This window comes from Kribbella sp. CWNU-51, assembly GCF_054073265.1.
The window spans coordinates 101,239-119,427 of sequence record NZ_JBSXMZ010000020.1; the positions used below are offsets into that span (position 1 = coordinate 101,239).

At 69.7% G+C, this 18,189-nt stretch carries 22 protein-coding genes; 11 read left to right on the forward strand and 11 right to left on the reverse strand.

The window, feature by feature from the left end; all coding sequences use genetic code 11:
* Window positions 1–119 precede the first annotated feature (119 nt).
* The 3 genes from ACXC9Q_RS22255 to ACXC9Q_RS22265 all read left to right on the forward strand — a co-directional run bounded on the left by ACXC9Q_RS22255 (window position 120) and on the right by ACXC9Q_RS22265 (window position 3,893).
* Window positions 120–2,498 carry a phosphoketolase family protein gene (locus ACXC9Q_RS22255; protein ID WP_457058549.1) on the forward strand — a complete coding sequence of 793 codons (2,379 nt, stop codon included), beginning with the start codon at window positions 120–122 and terminating at the stop codon, window positions 2,496–2,498.
* Window positions 2,495–3,319: a universal stress protein gene (locus tag ACXC9Q_RS22260; RefSeq protein WP_457058550.1), complete on the forward strand. Its 825-nt coding sequence runs from the start codon at window positions 2,495–2,497 to the stop codon at window positions 3,317–3,319. Before ACXC9Q_RS22255 ends, ACXC9Q_RS22260 begins: the two co-directional genes overlap by 4 nt.
* A gap of 70 nt (window positions 3,320–3,389) precedes the next feature.
* Window positions 3,390–3,893, forward strand: a complete 504-nt coding sequence (locus ACXC9Q_RS22265) for a flavodoxin domain-containing protein (RefSeq protein WP_457058551.1) — start codon at window positions 3,390–3,392, stop codon at window positions 3,891–3,893.
* A gap of 43 nt (window positions 3,894–3,936) precedes the next feature.
* Here ACXC9Q_RS22265 and ACXC9Q_RS22270 read toward each other — a convergent pair whose 3' ends face one another.
* Entirely contained in the window at window positions 3,937–4,590 is a 654-nt protein-coding gene (locus ACXC9Q_RS22270) for a response regulator (RefSeq protein ID WP_457058552.1), read from the reverse strand.
* 215 nt (window positions 4,591–4,805) lie between these two features.
* Between ACXC9Q_RS22270 and ACXC9Q_RS22275 the strand changes: the two genes are divergently transcribed.
* Window positions 4,806–5,453, forward strand: coding sequence for a helix-turn-helix domain-containing protein (locus ACXC9Q_RS22275; RefSeq protein WP_457058553.1), 648 nt, complete (start codon window positions 4,806–4,808; stop codon window positions 5,451–5,453).
* Between the two features lie 65 nt (window positions 5,454–5,518).
* A complete protein-coding gene (locus ACXC9Q_RS22280; RefSeq protein WP_457058554.1) occupies window positions 5,519–6,442 on the forward strand; it encodes an NADP-dependent oxidoreductase in 924 nt (307 codons plus the stop codon).
* Between the two features lie 77 nt (window positions 6,443–6,519).
* Here the strand turns inward: ACXC9Q_RS22280 and ACXC9Q_RS22285 are convergent, their stop codons facing one another.
* The 4 genes from ACXC9Q_RS22285 to ACXC9Q_RS22300 all read right to left on the reverse strand — a co-directional run bounded on the left by ACXC9Q_RS22285 (window position 6,520) and on the right by ACXC9Q_RS22300 (window position 9,590).
* Window positions 6,520–7,080, reverse strand: a complete 561-nt coding sequence (locus ACXC9Q_RS22285; RefSeq protein ID WP_457058555.1) for a flavodoxin family protein — start codon at window positions 7,078–7,080, stop codon at window positions 6,520–6,522.
* Window positions 7,081–7,101: 21 nt separating this feature from the next.
* Window positions 7,102–8,034 (reverse strand): universal stress protein, encoded by a 933-nt coding sequence (locus ACXC9Q_RS22290; protein WP_457058556.1) that lies wholly within the window; start codon window positions 8,032–8,034, stop codon window positions 7,102–7,104.
* Window positions 8,035–8,148: 114 nt separating this feature from the next.
* Window positions 8,149–9,024 carry a universal stress protein gene (locus ACXC9Q_RS22295; protein ID WP_457058557.1) on the reverse strand — a complete coding sequence of 292 codons (876 nt, stop codon included), beginning with the start codon at window positions 9,022–9,024 and terminating at the stop codon, window positions 8,149–8,151.
* Window positions 9,025–9,029: 5 nt separating this feature from the next.
* A complete protein-coding gene (locus ACXC9Q_RS22300; protein WP_457058558.1) occupies window positions 9,030–9,590 on the reverse strand; it encodes a hypothetical protein in 561 nt (186 codons plus the stop codon).
* A gap of 175 nt (window positions 9,591–9,765) precedes the next feature.
* On the opposite strand from ACXC9Q_RS22300, the gene ACXC9Q_RS22305 reads away from it, so the two are divergent.
* Entirely contained in the window at window positions 9,766–10,641 is an 876-nt protein-coding gene (locus ACXC9Q_RS22305) for a universal stress protein (RefSeq protein ID WP_457058559.1), read from the forward strand.
* A 4-nt stretch (window positions 10,642–10,645) separates the two neighbouring features.
* Window positions 10,646–11,122 carry a GyrI-like domain-containing protein gene (locus ACXC9Q_RS22310; RefSeq protein WP_457058560.1) on the forward strand — a complete coding sequence of 159 codons (477 nt, stop codon included), beginning with the start codon at window positions 10,646–10,648 and terminating at the stop codon, window positions 11,120–11,122.
* A 61-nt stretch (window positions 11,123–11,183) separates the two neighbouring features.
* On the opposite strand, the gene ACXC9Q_RS22315 is transcribed toward ACXC9Q_RS22310, so the two are convergent.
* Complete coding sequence (locus tag ACXC9Q_RS22315) at window positions 11,184–12,236, reverse strand: zinc-dependent alcohol dehydrogenase family protein (RefSeq protein WP_457058561.1); 1,053 nt, start codon at window positions 12,234–12,236, stop codon at window positions 11,184–11,186.
* Between the two features lie 164 nt (window positions 12,237–12,400).
* Here ACXC9Q_RS22315 and ACXC9Q_RS22320 point away from each other — a divergent pair, with 164 nt between their 5' ends.
* From ACXC9Q_RS22320 to ACXC9Q_RS22330, 3 genes are read left to right on the forward strand one after another with little or no spacing between them, the layout of a single operon-like run.
* Window positions 12,401–13,282: a universal stress protein gene (locus ACXC9Q_RS22320; protein WP_457058562.1), complete on the forward strand. Its 882-nt coding sequence runs from the start codon at window positions 12,401–12,403 to the stop codon at window positions 13,280–13,282.
* Between the two features lie 3 nt (window positions 13,283–13,285).
* Window positions 13,286–13,639 carry a hypothetical protein gene (locus tag ACXC9Q_RS22325; RefSeq protein WP_457058563.1) on the forward strand — a complete coding sequence of 118 codons (354 nt, stop codon included), beginning with the start codon at window positions 13,286–13,288 and terminating at the stop codon, window positions 13,637–13,639.
* On the forward strand, window positions 13,636–14,148 hold the full coding sequence (locus ACXC9Q_RS22330) for a DUF1579 family protein (RefSeq protein ID WP_457058564.1): 513 nt from the start codon (window positions 13,636–13,638) through the stop codon (window positions 14,146–14,148). Before ACXC9Q_RS22325 ends, ACXC9Q_RS22330 begins: the two co-directional genes overlap by 4 nt.
* Window positions 14,149–14,203: 55 nt before the next feature.
* Here ACXC9Q_RS22330 and ACXC9Q_RS22335 read toward each other — a convergent pair whose 3' ends face one another.
* Together ACXC9Q_RS22335 and ACXC9Q_RS22340 are read right to left on the reverse strand one after the other, a co-directional pair.
* Window positions 14,204–14,650, reverse strand: coding sequence for an FMN-binding protein (locus tag ACXC9Q_RS22335; protein ID WP_457058565.1), 447 nt, complete (start codon window positions 14,648–14,650; stop codon window positions 14,204–14,206).
* Window positions 14,650–14,931: an FMN-binding protein gene (locus ACXC9Q_RS22340; RefSeq protein ID WP_457058566.1), complete on the reverse strand. Its 282-nt coding sequence runs from the start codon at window positions 14,929–14,931 to the stop codon at window positions 14,650–14,652. Before ACXC9Q_RS22340 ends, ACXC9Q_RS22335 begins: the two co-directional genes overlap by 1 nt.
* A 4-nt stretch (window positions 14,932–14,935) precedes the next feature.
* Between ACXC9Q_RS22340 and ACXC9Q_RS22345 the strand changes: the two genes are divergently transcribed.
* Window positions 14,936–15,262, forward strand: coding sequence for a hypothetical protein (locus tag ACXC9Q_RS22345; protein ID WP_457058567.1), 327 nt, complete (start codon window positions 14,936–14,938; stop codon window positions 15,260–15,262).
* On the opposite strand, the gene ACXC9Q_RS22350 is transcribed toward ACXC9Q_RS22345, so the two are convergent.
* From ACXC9Q_RS22350 to ACXC9Q_RS22360, 3 genes are read right to left on the reverse strand one after another with little or no spacing between them, the layout of a single operon-like run.
* A complete protein-coding gene (locus ACXC9Q_RS22350; RefSeq protein ID WP_457058568.1) occupies window positions 15,254–16,678 on the reverse strand; it encodes a ferredoxin reductase family protein in 1,425 nt (474 codons plus the stop codon). The genes ACXC9Q_RS22345 and ACXC9Q_RS22350 overlap by 9 nt on opposite strands.
* Window positions 16,679–16,701: 23 nt before the next feature.
* A complete protein-coding gene (locus ACXC9Q_RS22355; protein WP_457058569.1) occupies window positions 16,702–17,934 on the reverse strand; it encodes a sensor histidine kinase in 1,233 nt (410 codons plus the stop codon).
* Window positions 17,931–18,167 carry a winged helix-turn-helix domain-containing protein gene (locus ACXC9Q_RS22360; protein ID WP_457058570.1) on the reverse strand — a complete coding sequence of 79 codons (237 nt, stop codon included), beginning with the start codon at window positions 18,165–18,167 and terminating at the stop codon, window positions 17,931–17,933. The genes ACXC9Q_RS22355 and ACXC9Q_RS22360 overlap by 4 nt, the downstream gene beginning before the upstream one ends.
* Between the last annotated feature and the right edge of the window lie 22 nt (window positions 18,168–18,189).

Below are 18,189 nucleotides of genomic sequence, written 5' to 3' on the forward strand. Positions count from 1 at the left end.
TTCCGACACCCCACCAGCTCACCGCGGCAAAGGCTGCCCAGGCCAGTGCCGATGGGTCCCACGACGGCGGGACCTTCGACTCTGGGTGAGCACTGGCCGATGCCGCGACGCTGGGAGCCATGGATGAGCTCATCGGTAAGCCGCTGTCCGCCGACGAGGTGGCCGACATCGACGCCTATTGGCGGGCGGCCAACTATCTGTCCGTCGGCCAGATCTACCTACTCGGCAACCCCCTGCTCACCGAACCGCTGCGGCCGGAGCACATCAAGCCACGCCTGCTCGGTCACTGGGGTACGACGCCTGGGCTGAATATGCTCTACACGCACCTCAACCGGGTCATCCGACGGCGCGACCTGAGCATGATGTACGTCATCGGGCCGGGCCATGGCGGGCCGGCCATCGCGGCGAATACGTGGCTCGAAGGCAGCTACAGCCACACCTACCCGGACGTCTCTCGGGACGCCGACGGGATGGCGAAGCTCTTCCGTCAGTTCTCCTTCCCCGGCGGCATCCCGAGTCACGTCGCCCCCGAGCTGCCTGGCTCGATCCACGAGGGCGGCGAACTGGGCTACTCCCTCAGCCATGCGTACGGCGCCGTACTCGACAATCCGGACCTGGTCGTCGCCTGTGTGATCGGCGACGGCGAGGCCGAGACTGGCCCGCTGGCGACTTCGTGGCACTCGAACAAGTTCCTCGATCCCCGCACCGACGGCGCGGTCCTGCCGATCCTGCACCTCAACGGCTACAAGATCGCCAATCCGGCCGTCCTGGCCCGGATCGGTGACGACGAACTGACCCGGCTGTTCGAGGGATACGGCTACCAGCCGTACCTGGTCGACGGCGACGAGCCCGAGCACGTCCACCAGGCTCTGGCGCTGACCCTCGACCAGGTCCTCGACGAGATCGCCGAGATCCAGGCCGAAGCGCGCGCCCACGAGGGAACACCCCGCCGCCGCTGGCCGATGATCGTCCTGCGCACACCCAAGGGCTGGACCGGGCCCCACGAGGTCGACGGCCTGCAGGTCGAAGGGACGTGGCGGTCGCATCAGGTGCCGCTGACGAACGTACGGACGTCACCGGACCACTTGCGGCTCCTCGAGAAATGGATGCGCAGCTACCGGCCGGCAGAACTGTTCGACGCCGAGGGCCGGCCGGTGGCCCGGCTGCTCGCGCAAGTACCGCCTGACCATCGCCGGATGGGATCCAGTCCGCACAGCAACGGCGGCCTACTTACTCAGGACCTCGAACTGCCGGAGCTCAGCGAGTACGCCGTACCGGTCGCAGATCCGGGCGAAACCGAGCACGAGCCCACGCGGGTCCTCGGCGACTACTTGCGCGATGTGATGCGAGCCAGCCTGCCGCACCGGAACTTCCGCGTCTTCGGTCCGGACGAGACCGCCTCGAACCGGCTGGACGCCCTGTACGACGTCACGGGCAAAGCCTGGAACGCCGAGGTGCTGCCCACCGACGAGCACCTGGCGGTGGACGGCCGGGTGATGGAGATCCTCAGCGAGCACACCTGCCAGGGCTGGCTCGAGGGCTACCTACTGACCGGCCGACACGGCTGGTTCTCCTGCTACGAGGCGTTCGTGCACATCGTCGACTCGATGGTGAACCAGCACGCGAAGTGGCTCAAAGTCACCCGGGCCCTGCCGTGGCGGCGGCCGATCCCCTCGCTCAACTACCTGCTCACCTCGCACGTCTGGCGGCAGGACCACAACGGCTTCTCCCATCAGGACCCCGGATTCATCGACCATGTGGTGAACAAGAAGGCCGAGGTGATCCGGGTCTACCTGCCGCCGGACACCAACACACTCCTGTCGACCGCCGAGCACTGCCTGCGCAGCCACGACTACATCAACGTGATCGTCGCCGGCAAGCAGCCCCAGGCGGACTGGCTCGCCCCGGAGGCCGCGGCCCTGCACTGCGCGCGCGGCCTCGGCATCTGGGACTTCGCGAGCAACGACGACGGCACTCCGGATGTGGTGATGGCGTGTGCGGGCGACGTACCGACACTGGAGACGCTCGCCGCGGTGAGTCTGCTGCGCGAGCACCTGCCGTCGTTGAAGGTCCGGGTCGTCAACGTGGTCGACCTGATGCGTCTGCAGCCGGCCAGCGAGCATCCACACGGCTTGGCCGATGCCGACTTCGACGCACTGTTCACGACGGACAAGCCGGTCATCTTCGCCTACCACGGCTACCCCTGGCTCATCCACCGCCTCACCTACCGGCGGACGAACCACCACAACCTCCACGTCCGTGGCTACAAGGAGGAAGGCACGACCACGACGCCGTTCGACATGGTGGTCCGCAACGACCTGGACCGGTACCACCTCGCCCTCGACGTCATCGACCGGGTCCCCGGCCTCGGTCAGCGGGCCGCCGAGGTGCGCCAATGGCTCATCGACCAGCGAGCGCGACACCACGCCTACATCCTGGCCCACGGCGAGGACATGCCCGACATCACGAACTGGCGCTGGCCAGGGCCGTCGGCGTGACGGCGAAGAGGGTTGTCGTCGGCATCGACGGCGAGGCCGACTGCGAGAACGCGATCCGCTGGGGTGCCGCCGAGGCCGCCGCCACGGGGGTCGGTCTGCAGCTGGTGCACGCGTTCGTGTGGGCGGAGTTACGGGTTCCGCTCGGACCCAGCGATGTCGCTCCCGGGCTGCGCGCCGCCGCCGACAAGATCGTCGCGGAGGCGCTCGAGGTGGCGCACGGCTTCGACCCCGGCGTGCCCATCACGGCAGAGCGGGTCGATGGTTTTCCCACGCCCGTTCTGCTGGCCGCGTCCCGGGACGCCGAGGTGATCGTGATCGGCAGCCGGGCGTCCGGCCGGGCCGTCAGTCTGCTCGTCGGCTCCACCGGACTGGAGCTCGCCGCCCACGCGCACTGTGCGGTGGTCGTCGTACGTCCCAGCGACGACTCCTTGGTGGGCAGCCGGGTGGTGATCGGGTACGACGGGTCCGCGGCCGCCGACGCGGCGGTCGACTTCGGGCTCGAGTACGCACGGCGACACGAACTCGCCGCCCGGATCGTGACGGTCCTGGCCGACGACGAGGACGACGACCACGACCTCACTGCCGCGCTCCGGGCTCACGCGGACACGCGGACCGCCGAGGCGATCGAGGTGCCCGGTCATCCCTCAGAACTCCTGCTCGAGTGGTCCGCCGATGCACAACTCCTGGTCGTCGGATCCCGCGGTCGCGGCGGTTTCGCCGGGCTGCTGCTCGGCTCGGTGAGCCAGACGATGCTGCACCAGGCCCCGTGCCCGGTCGCCGTCATCCCACGCGCGGCGATCGAGGGCCCTGAGGCCCGCTGACCGAGGCCGTTCGGCACTGCCGGGGCAGTGCTGCGGCTGGTGTGCTTGGGGTGACCAGAAGGAGGTCTCGATGTCCAGGAAGGTATTGGTCGCTTACGCCAGCAAGATGGGCGGCACCGCCGGCATCGCCGAGGCGATCGGCGCCGAGCTGCGCGAGCAAGGCCACGACGTCGACGTCCTCGACGTCACTCAAGTTCACACCATCGAGCCGTACCAAGCCGTCGTGCTCGGCAGCGCGATCTACATCCGCCGTTGGCGGCGCGAAGCCGTCCACTTCCTGCGGGCGAATGTCGACGAGCTGCGCACGCGCCAGGTCTGGCTGTTCCACAGCGGCCCGGTCGGCCCCGACAAGGACCAGGCCCAGCAGATGCCTCCCGCCGTACGCCGTCTCGCGCGCGACATCGGAGCCACTCCAGCGGTGACCTTCGCCGGCCGGCTCGAACCCGCCACCGCCAAAGGCTTCCTCGCCCGCCGACTCGCCACAGGCAACCTGGCCGGGGACTCTCGCAACTGGGCCGAGATCCGCGCGTGGGCCACCGACCTCGGCATCGCCATCTCCGCCACCCGGCACTAATCACCGCACAACTGGGCACTTCCTCGGCCGATGAAGGGGCCACCTACTGCTGCGGGTGGTTCTGCGCGTGTTCGATGGCGAAGACGGCTGCCTCGGTGCGGCGTTCGAGATTGAGTTTGCGGAGGAGGGAGGAGACGTAGTTCTTGACCGTCTTCTCCGCCAGGTAAAGGGACTGGGCGATCTGCCGGTTGGTCTTGCCTTCCGCGATTTCAGCCAGGATGCGGCGTTCCTGCTCGGTGAGAGCGGCGTACCTCGGGTCCTCCTCGGCGACCGGGTGGCGGAGGCGTTCCAGGACCTTCATCGTCATGGTCGGGTCGAGGAGCGATTCGCCGGCGGCGATCCGTCGTACCGCGTCGATCAGGGCGTCGCCGTGGATCTGCTTCAGTAGGTAGCCCGCCGCGCCGGCCATGATCGCGGTGAAGAGCGCCTGGTCGTCGGAGTACGACGTGAGCATCAGGCAGGCCGGCGGAGTGTCCATCGACGAACGGATCTCGCGGCAGACGGTGATGCCGTCGCCGTCGGGCAGCCGGACGTCCAGGACGGCGACATCGGGGCGTACGGCGGGGATCCGCGCGATCGCCTCCGCGGCGGTCGAGGCGTCACCGACGACGTCGATGTCGGGCTCTGCGTCGAGCAGCTGGTGCAGTCCCAGCCGGACCACCTCGTGGTCGTCGAGCAGGAACACCTTGATCGTCATGACCGTCTCCTTCGGCTTGTCATCCACCGTACGAGGTGGCCCCAGCAGCATCTCGTTGCCGGCCGGAGCGCGCCAGGGGCAACGGTCCCACCCGGAGCGGGACCTTCGGCGCGAACGTGCCGACCGGCCCTGGTCTTCAGGACGTCATGCCCTGCCCGCCCGGGCACCCACCTGATTGTCTGGAACTGCCGCAATCGATGGGAAGGCAGACTCCGATGGACACCAGGTCACAGACCGCAGGCAAGCCGAGCGACCTCAGCATCCGCATCCGGGGCCGCCGGCTGGCCCTGGGCCTGAGTACGGCGGAAGTCGCGGAGCGGACCGGCCTGAGCACGGAGCGCATCGAGAACATCGAGACCGGCCCGTTCGCTCTTACCGGCGCAGAGCTCGTCCGGTTGTCGCGTGCCCTCGACATCAGCGTCGGCGAACTGACCGGGCCTTATCGGCCCAGAACCCCTCAGCGTCCAACGATCGCACCCGTACTCGAGCCGATGCGCAAGGAGGAGTGCGTGAAGCTCATCGACGCCGGTGATGTCGGCCGGATCGCGTACAACGGGGCCGACGACCTCGTCGTCTTCCCGGTCAACTACTGCTACCTCAACGACCTGATCATCTTCCGGACCGCGGCCGACAGCGCGGTCGCGCAGTTCGACCTGGCCCCGATCGCCTTCGAGATCGACTTCACCGACGAAGCCTTGCAGGACGGCTGGAGCGTCCTGGTGCACGGTGTGGTCCGCCCGGTCACGAGCGAGGAATTCGACGCCGCCCGCGGCCGGGTCGAGCCATGGGCCGGCGGAACCCGCGAGTCCTACATGGCCATCGCTCCTCACGGCATCACCGGCCGGCGCATCCGCTCCTGGTGAGCGCGGCATGTGAGACTGGCGTACGCGCGGCAACCACGACACCCCAGTCGTCATCGGAGCGAATGATGAAGGCAGTCCGGTTCGACCAGTTCGGAGGCCCGGAAGTCCTCGAGATCGTGGATTTCCCTGATCCGCATCCGGGTCGCGGCGAGGTCCGGATCGCGGTGCGCGCGGCCGGCGTCAACCCGAGTGACTGGAAGAAGCGCAAGGGCCTGATGGACGGGGAGCTCCCGCAGACCATGGGCCACGAGGCGGCCGGCATCGTCGACGAGCTCGGCGAGGGCGTTGCGGATGTAGTCGTCGGCGATCGCGTGTTCGGCTTCTCCGCCGAGGGGAGCGCCCAGGCCGAGCTGGCGGTGCTGTCCTACTATGCGCCGGTCCCGCCGTCGCTCGACTTCCCCGCCGCTGCCGCGCTGCCGGCCGCCATCGAGACCGCCACGCGCGCGCTCGACCAGCTCGGCGTCCGGAGCGGCAGTTCGCTGCTCATCAACGGAGCCTCCGGAAGTGTCGGCAGCGCCGCGGTTCAGCTCGCCGTGGCGCGCGGTGCGCGCGTGATCGGCATCGCCAGCCCAGCGAACCACGAGTACCTTCGCTCGCTGCGGGCTGAGCCGGTTGCCTACGGCGAGGGTCTCGTCGAGCGGGTTCGCGCGCTCGCACCCGACGGCGTCGACGCCGCGCTCGACGTCGCCGGGAGTGGCGTCCTGCCCGAGCTCATCGAGCTCGCGGGCGTCCCGGGACACGTCGTGACGATCGCCGACTTCGGTGGCGCGCGGGAGCACGGGGTGAGGTTCAGCAGCGGAGACGCCGGCCGCGCGGTCCACGCGCTCGCCGAGATCGGCGAGCTGATCGAGTCCGGGCAGTTCTCGCTCCCGGTCGTGCAGACCTTCCCGCTCGCCGAGGTCGCGGCGGCGCACCGCGTCAGCGAGGACGGTCACGCGCGCGGGAAACTCGTCCTGGTGGTCGACTCTCCTCTCAACCCGTCCAGGTGACGACGGGGGCGCGGCAGCTGATGGCGAGCCTGTCCCAACGGGTGGCCATTCGGTCGGGTCAACGCCGTCTCAGCGCCTCAGGCCACCGGCACGGAGGTGGTGAGCAGCCGGCCGAGCTCGTCGCCCCATCGGCGGGCGCGCTCGATCTCGACCTGGCGGATCGGCCCGGTTGTCTCGTCCACGAAGAAGCTCGTCGACGGCGAGATCAGCCGGAACCCCAGCTTCCGCAGCAGCTTCGCGGCCGACCGTGCGGCCGATCCGGGCAGCCGGCGGACCTTGGCGATCCGCGTGTCGAACGTCGCGACCTCGAGGTGCTTCGACCGGCGTCCGGTGCCGGCCCTCGTGTCGGTCGCCAGCGCGTCGAGCCACTCGCGGATCCCGACCTCGATCGGCATCACCACGTCGTCCTGCTTCCGCGCATCCTGCCGGGTGGACGGCCGGCTCATCGAGAACGCATGCGTCGGTCCCCCGACGACCAGCAGACGTACGTCGGCGGGGACCACGGTCGGCGCCCGGTACGCCGGGACGATCTCGGCCGGGATACTCCGCTGCAGCCCGTCACGGATCGCCCGCGCGATCCGCTCGGTGTTTCCGAACATCGACTCGTACACCACAAGCGCACGTACGGTCTCGGACATGATCAAGGCCTCCGATCAGGGTCAGTACATCGGTACGACGAGCTCGCCGCGCCGGGCGTCGAGCTCCTGCTCCACGGGCTCGCGCTCGGCCGCGGTCACGTGATGCGGCACGATCGCGACCGGACAGGTCATCGCAGCCACCGAACGGCGCGCCACCGGGTCGACCGGCAACGGACCAGTGTGTGAACCGACCACGACCAGGCCGACCTCGCCACTTTCGTGCACCAGTGCGGCAGACGGCTGACGGCTGCTCAGGAACCGCGTCACCTTCACGGCCGGGAACCGGCTCGTCCACGGGGCGAGCGTCTCCGACAGCAGGTGATCCGCCCGGCTGATCCACGAGTGGTCGGGGTCTTCGTCGTTCCAGGCGTGCTCCGCGGGCAGACCCGCGTGCACCACGACCAGGTCGGCCTCCCGGCCGGCGGCGGCACCGAAGGCGAACTCGAGTGCCTCCGCCGACAGCGCCGTACCATCGATGCCAACGGCAACCTTCCGGTCCACCAGCGACGGCTTCCACGACGCCGGTACGACGACCACCGGGCAGCCGGCCCGGCTCGCCAGCGTCAGGTGCACGTGGGTGTTCATCAGCCGCTGCGGACCGCGACTGCGCGCCCGACCGACCACCAGCATCCGCGCCTTCCGCGCGGCGTGCGCGAGAACCCGCACCCGCGACCCCTCACCGGCTACCGCGGCGAGCTCCAGCCCATAACCATCCCGATGCCGCACATGCGCGACGGCGGCCCGCAACGCGTCGTCCGCGAGCTCTGCCGGCGCCTTCGCCGCATACCCGGGCATCATCGGGAAGAACGAACCATGCGCCGAATACGGCGCCACCAGCACCAGCTCGGCCGCGCTCCGAAGTGCCTCCCCGGCCGCGTAGTCCACGATCCGCAGGTTCTCCGCGGTGCCGTCGACCTCGACCACAACCGGCCCGGTCCGTGTCCAAGTACTCATCTCTTCACCTCTCTTGTCACTTCGAGCCTGCCGCGACCCCGGCGGCTCCGGCAGGGCCTTGCGGGCCCTCCGCTCCCGCCGGATGGACGGATCGGTGAAGGACCTTCGGCGACATCAGCTACTCGCGTGCGCCGGTACGACGGCCAGCGGGCACGTCGCGTGGTGGAGCACACCACGGGTCACGGATCCGAGCAGGAAGGACGTCAGCCTGGTGTGGTGGCGGGTGCCGACGACCAGGAGCTGGGCATCCCATTCGGTGGCCGCCGTGACGACGCCGTCGACCGGGTGGCCCCGGCGTACATCCGCATGGATCGTCAGTCCGGGGTACTTCTGCCGCCACTCGGCTGTCAGGTTCTCGAAGTGGCGCTCGGCGTTCTCGGTCCATTCGGCCCTGACGCCGGCGACGTTCATCGCGTCCCAGCTGTACATGGCCGGAAGGTCCCAGACATGGACCAGCCGCACGGCCAGCCCGCGCTCGATCGCTTCCTCGATGGCGAACTCGATGATCGCCTGGTTGTTGTCCGAGTCGTCGACAGCGACCAGCACCGGACCGGTGTGGTCGCCGGGCTTCCAGTGCTCGGGCACGATCACGACCGGGACCTGCGCGCTGGCCGCGACCACCTCCGAGGTGGAGCCGACCAGCAGTCGCTTGAACGTCCCCATCCCCCGGCGGCCGACCACCAGCATCCGGCTGCAGGCCGCGACTTCGGTCAGCGTCCGGGCCGGTGGCCCGACCGCGAGATCAGCCTCGTGGTCGAGCGAGCCGGGGCTCTCGTCCAGGTACTTCTGAACCTCGCCGACGAGCTCCAACGAGGAGTCGTCCACGACGTCCGCCTTCCAGCTCGGTGCATGTCGAGGCCTGTCCTCGATCACATGCATCGCCTGGAGGGGCTCGTGCCGGAGCAGTGACTCGAGCAGGGCCCACTCCAGCGCACCGGTGTCACGCCAGGAGCCGTCGATCCCCACGTGGATCACCGGTTTGACGGGCATTGTGCTCACCGCAGCCACGGGTACCGGCGGACGATGCCGAGCTTGCCCCACCAGCGGCCGAGCCCCCACACGTTGCCAGCGGCAACGAGTGCGAGGACGACGAGGGTGATGGCGCCGAGGATGTGATCGTCGAGCACCGGGTTGGTCTGCGGCGGCAGGTTCGCCGACCACATCAGCAGGTACAGCAGCGAGCCGCTGACGGCGGCGATCCGCATCCCGATGCCCAGAGTCAGGGCGAGACCGATGCCGGCCAGGCCGATCATGAACAGCGGAGTGACCCACCAGTCACCGACCAGCGAGTGGTAGAAGTCGCTCATCGGACCACTGGTGCCCTTGCCCAGGAAGCCGGCGGTCGGGTCGCCACCGTCGATCCAGCCCTTGCCGGACGGGGTGGCGTAGCCGAGGCCGAACAGCTTGTCGAAGAACGCCCAGAGGAATTCGAGGCCGAACGCGATCCGCAGGACGGCGAGCGCACGCCCGGCCGCCGTGGTGATGATCGGGTACTGATCGACGTCGGGTTCCATCGCCGGAGTCGGTAGGTCGCGGCGGTGCGGCGTGGTGGTCATGGTCTGTTCCTTTCACTCGATGCGGACACCTCGATCGTGGATCTCGCCCCCCGCCGCCGGTCAGAGCCGTTCTCACCCCGCCGCCACCAGCCGAAGGTCCCCTCAGCTCGGGACGTATGCCGCTGTCCCACCGCTCGACTCCCGGCGCACGCTGAGAACATAGGAGGCCACCACCATGTCTTCACGACCTGCGCCGATCCTCGTCGGGTACGACGGTTCGCCCGGCAGCCAGAGCGCCCTGCGCTGGGCCGTCACCGAAGCCGTCCGGCAGCTCGCACCGCTGCGGATCCTGGATGCGTTCGAGCTCATCATCACTGTGCGCCCCTCGCCGGGGCAGGTCGTTCCGCTCGACGCCTTGCGAACGGCGCGTCAGACCGAGCTTGACTCGGTTGCCGAAAGCGTCCGTCTGCAGCACCCCGAACTGCAGGTCGAAGCGAGCCTCGTCGGCGGAGCCGCCGTACCAGCCCTCCTCGACGGGGCCGAACACGCCCGCCTCGTTGTCCTCGGTTCGCGCGGCCACGGCGGCTGGAGCGGACTCCTGGTCGGGTCGGTCGCGGTCCAGGTGACCACGCACGCTCCGTGCCCGGTCATCGTGATCCCGCACGACCTTCGGGCGCACGCCCACGAAACACCGACCGTGGTCGTCGGAGTCGACGGATCCAAGGCGTCGGCCAAGGCGATCGACTTCGCCTTCGACCAGGCCGAGGCCTTCGGCGCCCAGGTCGTCGCGCTGCACGCCTGGACCACGTCGTTGCTGAACTACGCCGACGGCGCTTCGATGCTTGCCTTCGACGAGCAGAAGATCGAGGACGAGGCCCGGCTGCTCGTCGCCGAGTCCGTGGCCGGCGCGGCGGCGGATCATCCGGACGTGCACTGGACAACCGAACTCCTCAGCGGATCGGCAGCCCAGGCCCTCGTCCGCAGAGCCGAATCCGCCGACTTGGTCGTCGTCGGCTCCCGCGGCCGGGGCGGCTTCACCGGCCTGCTCATCGGCTCGGTCGGCCAGAGCGTCCTGCACCACGCCCAGTCCCCCGTCGCGATCGTGCGCTGACGCCATGCCCAGCGTCGCTCCGCAACCACGGATGCTCCCCGAGCAGGCGACCGCCGTCCGGCGCGCGGTCCTCGTGCCGGCGCAGTTGACCGACTGGGTCCCCCAGGCTTGTGCGGAGGTCGCGACGTGCCTGTTTCGCCGTGGCATCCCGCCGTCCGGATATCCGTTCGCCCGCAGCCGGCCGGTCCACGACGATCTCATCGAGGTAGAGGCCGGCTTCCCGGTGGCGGCTCCGATCGCTGGCTCCGGCCGGGTCCGGCCGTCCACTTTGCCGGCCGGCCCGGTCGTCGTCGGCAGGCACAAGGGGGCGCACGAGCAGATCGGCCCGGCACGCCAAGCCATCGACGACTGGCTGCAAACCGAGGGCGCTGACCGGGACGGAGACAGCTGGGAGATCTACCACGACCTGCCCACCTGTGACGATCTGGGCGGTCGCATCGAGGTCGTGCAGCCGATCACCTTCTCGGCTGCCGACGTCTGACCCCGAACGGCAAACAGCCGCGGTCCGCGACGCCAGATCGCGGACCGCGGCTGTTGTGCTGCTACTCGGCTCCGGCTTCGGTGAAGAGGGCGACCTTCAGGGCACCGGTCTCCGCGGGCCGGGAGAAGACGTCGTACGCGTCCTGCATCTCGTCGAGGCCGAAGCGGTGAGTGATCAGACCGGGCATCTCCAGCCGGCCGGCGGCGAGCATCGCCAGCAGCCGCGGGGTCGACGAAGTGTCGACCAGTCCGGTGGTGATGGTGACGTTCTTGATCCAGAGATCCTCCAGGTGCAGCGTGGCCGGCGCACCGTGCACACCGACGTTCGCGACCGTCCCGCCAGGCCGGACGACACGGGTGCACAGCTCGAAGGTGGCCGGGATTCCGACCGCTTCGATCGCGACGTCGGCGCCCAGCCCACCGGTCAGCTCACGAACCGTCTTCTCGATGTCGTCGTCCGGGTCGAGTGCGAGGTCCGCACCCCGCTCGAGCGCGGCCTTGCGCCGCGAGTCGGCGGCGTCGACCACGATGATCCGCGACGGACTGAACAGCTTGCTGGTGGCGATCGCCGCGAGGCCGATCGGCCCGGCTCCCACGATCACAACCGTGTCCCCCGGCGAGACCTTGCCGTTGAGTACGCCGACCTCGTACGACGTCGGCAGGATGTCGGCCAGCAGCACTGCCTCCTCGTCACTGACGTTGTCCGGCAGCTTGTACACGGACCGATCCGCGAACGGAACCCGGACCTGCTCGGCCTGGGTGCCGTCGATCCGGTGACCGAGGATCCAGCCGCCACCGCCAAGGCACTGACCGTAGTGACCCTGCCGGCAGTACTCGCACCGGCCGCACGACGTGATGCAGGAGATCAGCACCCGATCGCCGACTGCCACACCACGAACCCCGTCGCCGACGGACAGGATCGTGCCGACCGCCTCGTGACCGAGGATCCGGCCCGGCTCGACCGTCGGCACATCGCCCTTCAGGATGTGCAGATCGGTGCCGCAGATCGTGACCGCGTCGACGCGGACGATCGCGTCCTCGGGATCCTGGATCACCGGATCCGGCACCTCGCGCCAGCTCCGCTGCCCCGGACCGTTGTAGACCAATGCCTTCATAACAGACCTCCTCCTAGATGACGTTTCCACCTCCGACGATGGCCCTTCGTACCGGCCCTGCCTGCGGCCGAACTACACCTCCAGGCGGGACCTTCGGCCCTCCCGCCAGCGCCTGCACACGGCTTGACTGGAACTGCAGGAGTACGAACCGAGAGGTGTCCCCCATGTCAGCGCAACTGCCTGTACTCGTCGGGATCGACGGATCACGCGACGGCTTGATCGCGCTCAGCTGGGCCACGTCGTACGCCACCTTGCGCCACGCGCCGTTGCACGCCGTCCACGTCCTGGACGATCAGCCGCAGCTCCCCACGAGCCCACCACCGATCGGAGCGGACGACGGCAGCGAGGTGCTGGAAGACGCCCTCCATGAGCTGGAGCGGATCGGATTCACGGCCGCGTCGCTGGAGGTGCGCCACGGCCACCCGGCCAATATCCTCCTCGAGCTGTCCGAGCGCGCCCAAGCCCTCGTCGTCGGCCGCCGCGGCATGGGCGGCTTCGCCGAGCTCGTGCTCGGATCGACGTCCCAGGCGTGTACGGCGCTCAGCACCAAGGTGCCGCTGGTCGTCGTACCCGACACCTGGGATCCGGCGGCTCCCGCACACCGGCGGATCGTGGTCGGCGTCGACGGATCGCTGGAGGGCCAGGACGCGCTGCACTTCGCCTTCGAGCTGGCCGATGCGACGAACGCCGAACTCGTCGGTGTCCACGCTGTCGAGATCCGCGAGAGCTACCCCGATCCCGGTGTCTGGACCGACCCGAGCCGGCCGCCCTGGGCCGACGCAACCGACGAGCTCCTGGCACGGACGCTGGACGACTGGCAGGCCAAGTGCCCCGAGGTCGCTGTCCACCACCGCGCCGTCGCCGATCATCCGGTGCGGGCGCTCGCGCACGAGTCCGAGCTCGCCGACCTGGTCGTAGTCGGGGGGCTCGGCCACGCCGCGTTCTCCGAGCTGCGGCTGGGATCAGTGGCCCGCGGCCTGCTCCACCACTCGCACTGCCCGGTCGCCGTCATCCATCGCGACATCTCGACCGCGCATGGTGGCTGAGCCATGCCCACGCTCCGCCGCCGCGACCTCGTGGCCTCGACCCTGATCGCCGTACTGGTGACGCTCTACCTGCTGTTCCTTGCCTCCAGCAACTTCCTTACCATCCGTGCGATGACCTGCGCGACGCTGATGCTGGGCGGAGCGATCATCATCCTCTGCTCCGACGGCGAGCGGCCGGACGCCATCAGCTGGCTGACCACCATCCTCGCTGTCACTGCGGTCGGCGCCGGGCGCCCTGGCCCTCGCCGTCTCGCCATCGACCCTCTTCCTGACCGTCGCCATCGCGACCACGCTCGCTGTGTGGTCCGTCCAGCTCGCCGAACACCTCACCTTCACCTCTCGGGAGGCACGCGATGACATCGACCCCGGTAACACGAGTTCCGCTGCCGGTACAGCCCGGTGACGAGATGGCCCAGTTGGCCCGGTTCCATCGCGATGTGCGCTGGACCGGCACCATCCAGGCCGGCGCCATGGGGCCCGGCAGCCCCGCCATGACCGCGACCGGTGAAGGCCGCCACCACACGATCCAGAACGGACTGTGGATCGTCGGCGACTACCAGCAGAACCAGTTCCTCGCCGACGGGACCTTCGTCCTCCATTGGCAGCTGCACTGGGTGGCCGGCTGGGATCCGCAGGCCGGCGAGTACCGCGCCTCGGTCGCCGACAACTACGGCCACCTGGAACTCCTGTCCGGCCGGATCAACGGCGATCTGCTCACCTTCGAGAGCATCGGCCGCCCACCCGTCCGCCTCCGCCTCTCCTGGCACCTCGCCGACGACAACACCCTCACCTGGCGCAACGAAGTCTCCATCCAAGGCGGCCCCTTCAACCTCATCGAGCGCTACCTCTGCACCACCACCGAGTGAACGAGGTCCGGATCCTGCCACCCATCCACTCGCCTGCCTCGCTGACGGACGGGCTTCATCCCTGCTGGTGGGCCGCGTCCAGGGCGGACTGCAGCGAGCGCCGGTAGCCGTCCGAGGTGAAGGTCGCGCCCGACACGGTGTCGATCTGCGCGCTCTGGGCCGCGATCGCCTCGTGCTCGAGCTGCGGCAGTGCAAACGCGCTGATCTCCTGGTCGCGCCCTCCCGACGACGGATAGACGAGCGCGGTCACGGCGACCAGGCGGTGGGAACGGATCGTGACGCGGACCTGCACCGGGCCGTACCGGGTGCCCTCCGAGCTGCCGTTCACCGTCAGGACGCCGGTCGCCGGTCCCGTGCTGACGACCCCGGGCTTGGCCGCGGCGGAGGTCGGCGAGTCGGTCCGATTCGTGCTCGTCGGGTACAGGAACAGCAGGCCGATCAGTACGCCGGTCGCCCCGACAACCGCCGCGTTGCGTCGCAGCCGCTCCGAGTGGGTCGTCATCAGGCACCGGCCCGATGTGCCGCGTCGAGCGCCGACTGCAGCGACCGCCGGTATCCCCCGGAAGTGAAGGTCGCCCCGGATACGGTGTCGATCCGCGCGCTCTGCGCGGTCAGCGTCTCCTGGACCAGCTGCGGTATCGCGTAGCTGTTGATCGCGTCGGTCTGTCCGTCGCCGCTCGGCCGAGCGAGTGCGCGGGTCCGGGTGATCTGCCCGCTCCGCAGGGTGACCTCGACCTGCACCGGCCCGTACTGCGTCTGGACCAGATCACCGGCGACGGTCACAGCCGTGGCCTTCGAAGGACTCGGGCGCGTCGGCGAGGCACTCCGGCGGGTCGCGGTGGAGCCCGGGCGGGTCGCGGAAGGGCTTGGGCGGCCCGAAGCGGTGGGACTCGGGCGGCTCGGCGGCGCCGTCCGGGTCCCGGACCGGTTCGGAGGCAGCGGCGTCGGACGAGTCGGCACGTGCCGGGGCCGCCCGGCTGGAGCGGACGACACCACCTCGGCCGACGAGTGCGGCTGCGCGCTCGCCCGCAACGCCACACCGACGACCACCAAGGTCGCCGCCGCCATGACCAGTTTGATCCCGCGCCTCACGCGCGTACTCCTCTCACCATGAGAACCGCTCTTGATGCAGCTGGTTCGGCGGAAGGCCAGCTTGGGTGGCCGCCGCGCACACCGCATCCATCCACTGGTCAGGGCCGCAGACGTAGACGTCGTACTGGCTGATGCCGGGGACGAGCTGCTGCATCGCGTCCTCGTCGGTCCATGCCGCGGCGCTCTCCGGCAGCCAGGACTGCCGGTTCCGGATCCGCCGGCCGAGCACGTAGTTCACGGTGACGCCGCGGCGCTGGGCCAGCTGGTCGAGCTCGTCACGGAACACCAGGTCGTCGAGATCGTGCGCGCGATACACCAGGACGGCGTCGCCCGGTTCGTACTCGAGCTCCTCCAGCAAGGCCCGCAGCGGTGTGATGCCGATGCCGCAGGCGAACATCGCGACCTTGCGGGTGACCCGCCGCTCGCCGGTCAGCCGCCCGTACGGGCCTTCGATCGCGACCTTGGTGCCCGGCCGCAGCCCGGCCAGCCGGCTGCTCCCGTCACCGGCCGCCTTGGCGGTCACCCGCAGGCGGTCGGGCGCGGGCGAGGGCGACAACGAGTACGGATTACCGCGCGACCATCCCGGGCCGTCGAGGAACCGGAAGACGAAGTACTGACCTGCCTGGACCGGCATCCGATGCAGGCCCCGACCGGCCAGCGTGACCGTCACCACGCCCGGCCCCTCGCGGATGACCTCTCGCACAGTGAGGCCGTGCCGAAGCGTCCGCCAGACCGGCAAGGCCACGCGGTAGACCAGGATCGCGGCGAGTGCGAAGGCGTACGCCGACCACCAGTACGCCCGTGCCACCGCCGAGGTCGTGAAGTCCGCGCCGGTCCAGATCTCGTGCGGCACGGACAGCCCCACCCCGACGTACGCGTACAGGTGCAGCAGGTGCCACGACTCGTAACGCAACGCCCGGCGGGCCACCCGGACCGAGGTGACGACGACGACGACCGTCAACGCGATACTTCCCGCGACCGCGAGGAGCATTCCGCCGTACGTCGTGACGACGCTCCACGTCTCGTGCAGGAGATCGTTGTGATCCCGGAGCGTGTATCCGCCGAGGATCAAGGCGATGTGGACCATCAGCAGGTTGAAGGACCAGAAGCCGACCAGCCGGTGCCTGCGGGCCAACTCGTCCTGGCCGTAGCTGCGCTCGATCATCGGCACCCGGGCCATCAGGAACACCTGCACCAGCAGCAGGTCCGCTGCCACCAGGCCGGACAGCCGACCGAGCGACGTCAGCAGATCCGCCGGGCCGGCCGCGAGCAATTGGACACCGCGTCCGGACAACCACAGTGCGATCACCACCAGCACGCTGCCCCAGCACAGCACGCCGATGGCGTCGCGCCACCAGACCGGAGTACGACGAGCCCGCCGCCGGAGATGCACACTGCGATGCCGGCTCGTCGCCTGGGCAGCACCGCGGTTCGTCATGCTCCGACAATGCCCGCGGATTCTTAGGCCTTCCTTTGACCGGGCTCCTCGATCGCCGGCAGGACCAGCTCGAAGGTCGCCCCGACCTCGCTCGGCGCCAGCCGGAGCTGGCCGCCATGCCGGTTCGCGACATCGTGGGTGAGCGCGAGGCCCAGGCCGTAGTGTGCCCGGCCCGCACGATGACCACCCGTGTCGAACCGGCGCAGCACCCGTTGCGCCTCCTCCGGCCCGATCCCGGGACCGGTGTCGCTGACGGCCAGGATCACGTCCCGCCGATGCCGCCGTACGGCGATCCGCACCTCGCCGTCTCCTGGTGTGTGGTCGATCGCGTTGTCGACCAGCGCGATGGTCGCGCGGCGGATCGCGCTGGCCGCGCCGAGGACCAGCAGGCTGCCCTCGTCCGCATGCCACCGCAGCCGCACGCCGGCCTGCTGGGCGTGGGCTCCCGCGCTGGCCACGACGTCCTCCGCGACCTGGGCGAGATCGACCGGCTCGTGGCCCTCGGCGCCCCGCGGGTCGGCGGCGGCGAGTAGGTCGTCGACGACCTCGCCGAGTCGCTTCGTGTCCTGGACGACGCCGTCGGAGTCACGCAGGATCTCGTCGCTCGAGCTGCTGCGGCGCAAGGTGCGGTCGAGAACCTGGGCGCGCGTGCTCAGCAACGTCAGCGGTGTGCGCAACTCATGGCCCGCATCGGCCACGAACGTCCGCTGCAGGGTGAGCGCCTGGGCCAGCGGCCGGACTGCGCGACGGCCGATGAGGACGCCCAGCAGCCCGGCGAACAACAGACCGAGCGCCGACGCGAATCCCATCGCCTGGAGCAGGCGGGCGCGCTCCTGATGCGCCGTCGCCAGATCGAGCACAGCCTGCACAGGCGTGCCTTTGCGGGTGCCTGTGGCGATGCGGTACTCACCGTCGTCGTTCTCCACCGTGATCAACCGGACCGGCCCGTCGGCTCCGTTGCGCATCGCGGCCAGTTGGGGAAGGAGTTCATCCGGCAGCCCCGGCGTGACCGTGGTACCGGCCGGGCCGGTGATGGCCAGCCAGGTGCCGGCCGGCGGATCACCGACGTCATCGGCCGTCGCGATCGCCGACCGGAGCAGATCGTCGGCGGCACCCGTCTGACCGCGGACCACGACGATCGTGACCAGAGCGATCAACAGCAGCATCGCCACCGCGACCAGAGCCGCGACCTGGACGGCAACGCCACGAGCGGCCCTGCGGACGAGGACCTCGTCACCGATCGGCCGGCCGCTCATGAACTGCCCAGCCGGTAGCCGAGTCCGCGGACGGTGCTGATCACTCCACGCCCGAGCTTCCGCCGGCAGTAATGCACATACGTGTCGACCACAGTCTCCGACTCCGCGTCGTCGAAGACCCGGTCGAGAAGCTCGCCACGACTGAACACGACACCGGGCCTCGCCGCCAGCAGCGCCAGCAAGGCCGCCTCGCGCTCGGACAGCTCGACCGTGCCACCGCCCGCCTGTCGCACTGTGCGGGTGGCGAGATCCAGA

Coding starts and splice junctions, on each gene's coding strand:
- ACXC9Q_RS22255 (WP_457058549.1), top strand. CDS start 120: ATGGATGAGCTCATCGGTAAGCCGCTGTCCGCCGACGAGGTGGCCGAC.
- ACXC9Q_RS22265 (WP_457058551.1), top strand. CDS start 3,390: ATGTCCAGGAAGGTATTGGTCGCTTACGCCAGCAAGATGGGCGGCACC.
- ACXC9Q_RS22270 (WP_457058552.1), bottom strand. CDS start 4,590: ATGACGATCAAGGTGTTCCTGCTCGACGACCACGAGGTGGTCCGGCTG.
- ACXC9Q_RS22275 (WP_457058553.1), top strand. CDS start 4,806: ATGGACACCAGGTCACAGACCGCAGGCAAGCCGAGCGACCTCAGCATC.
- ACXC9Q_RS22280 (WP_457058554.1), top strand. CDS start 5,519: ATGAAGGCAGTCCGGTTCGACCAGTTCGGAGGCCCGGAAGTCCTCGAG.
- ACXC9Q_RS22285 (WP_457058555.1), bottom strand. CDS start 7,080: ATGTCCGAGACCGTACGTGCGCTTGTGGTGTACGAGTCGATGTTCGGA.
- ACXC9Q_RS22290 (WP_457058556.1), bottom strand. CDS start 8,034: ATGAGTACTTGGACACGGACCGGGCCGGTTGTGGTCGAGGTCGACGGC.
- ACXC9Q_RS22295 (WP_457058557.1), bottom strand. CDS start 9,024: ATGCCCGTCAAACCGGTGATCCACGTGGGGATCGACGGCTCCTGGCGT.
- ACXC9Q_RS22300 (WP_457058558.1), bottom strand. CDS start 9,590: ATGACCACCACGCCGCACCGCCGCGACCTACCGACTCCGGCGATGGAA.
- ACXC9Q_RS22305 (WP_457058559.1), top strand. CDS start 9,766: ATGTCTTCACGACCTGCGCCGATCCTCGTCGGGTACGACGGTTCGCCC.
- ACXC9Q_RS22310 (WP_457058560.1), top strand. CDS start 10,646: ATGCCCAGCGTCGCTCCGCAACCACGGATGCTCCCCGAGCAGGCGACC.
- ACXC9Q_RS22315 (WP_457058561.1), bottom strand. CDS start 12,236: ATGAAGGCATTGGTCTACAACGGTCCGGGGCAGCGGAGCTGGCGCGAG.
- ACXC9Q_RS22320 (WP_457058562.1), top strand. CDS start 12,401: ATGTCAGCGCAACTGCCTGTACTCGTCGGGATCGACGGATCACGCGAC.
- ACXC9Q_RS22325 (WP_457058563.1), top strand. CDS start 13,286: ATGCCCACGCTCCGCCGCCGCGACCTCGTGGCCTCGACCCTGATCGCC.
- ACXC9Q_RS22330 (WP_457058564.1), top strand. CDS start 13,636: ATGACATCGACCCCGGTAACACGAGTTCCGCTGCCGGTACAGCCCGGT.
- ACXC9Q_RS22335 (WP_457058565.1), bottom strand. CDS start 14,650: ATGACGACCCACTCGGAGCGGCTGCGACGCAACGCGGCGGTTGTCGGG.
- ACXC9Q_RS22350 (WP_457058568.1), bottom strand. CDS start 16,678: ATGACGAACCGCGGTGCTGCCCAGGCGACGAGCCGGCATCGCAGTGTG.
- ACXC9Q_RS22355 (WP_457058569.1), bottom strand. CDS start 17,934: ATGAGCGGCCGGCCGATCGGTGACGAGGTCCTCGTCCGCAGGGCCGCT.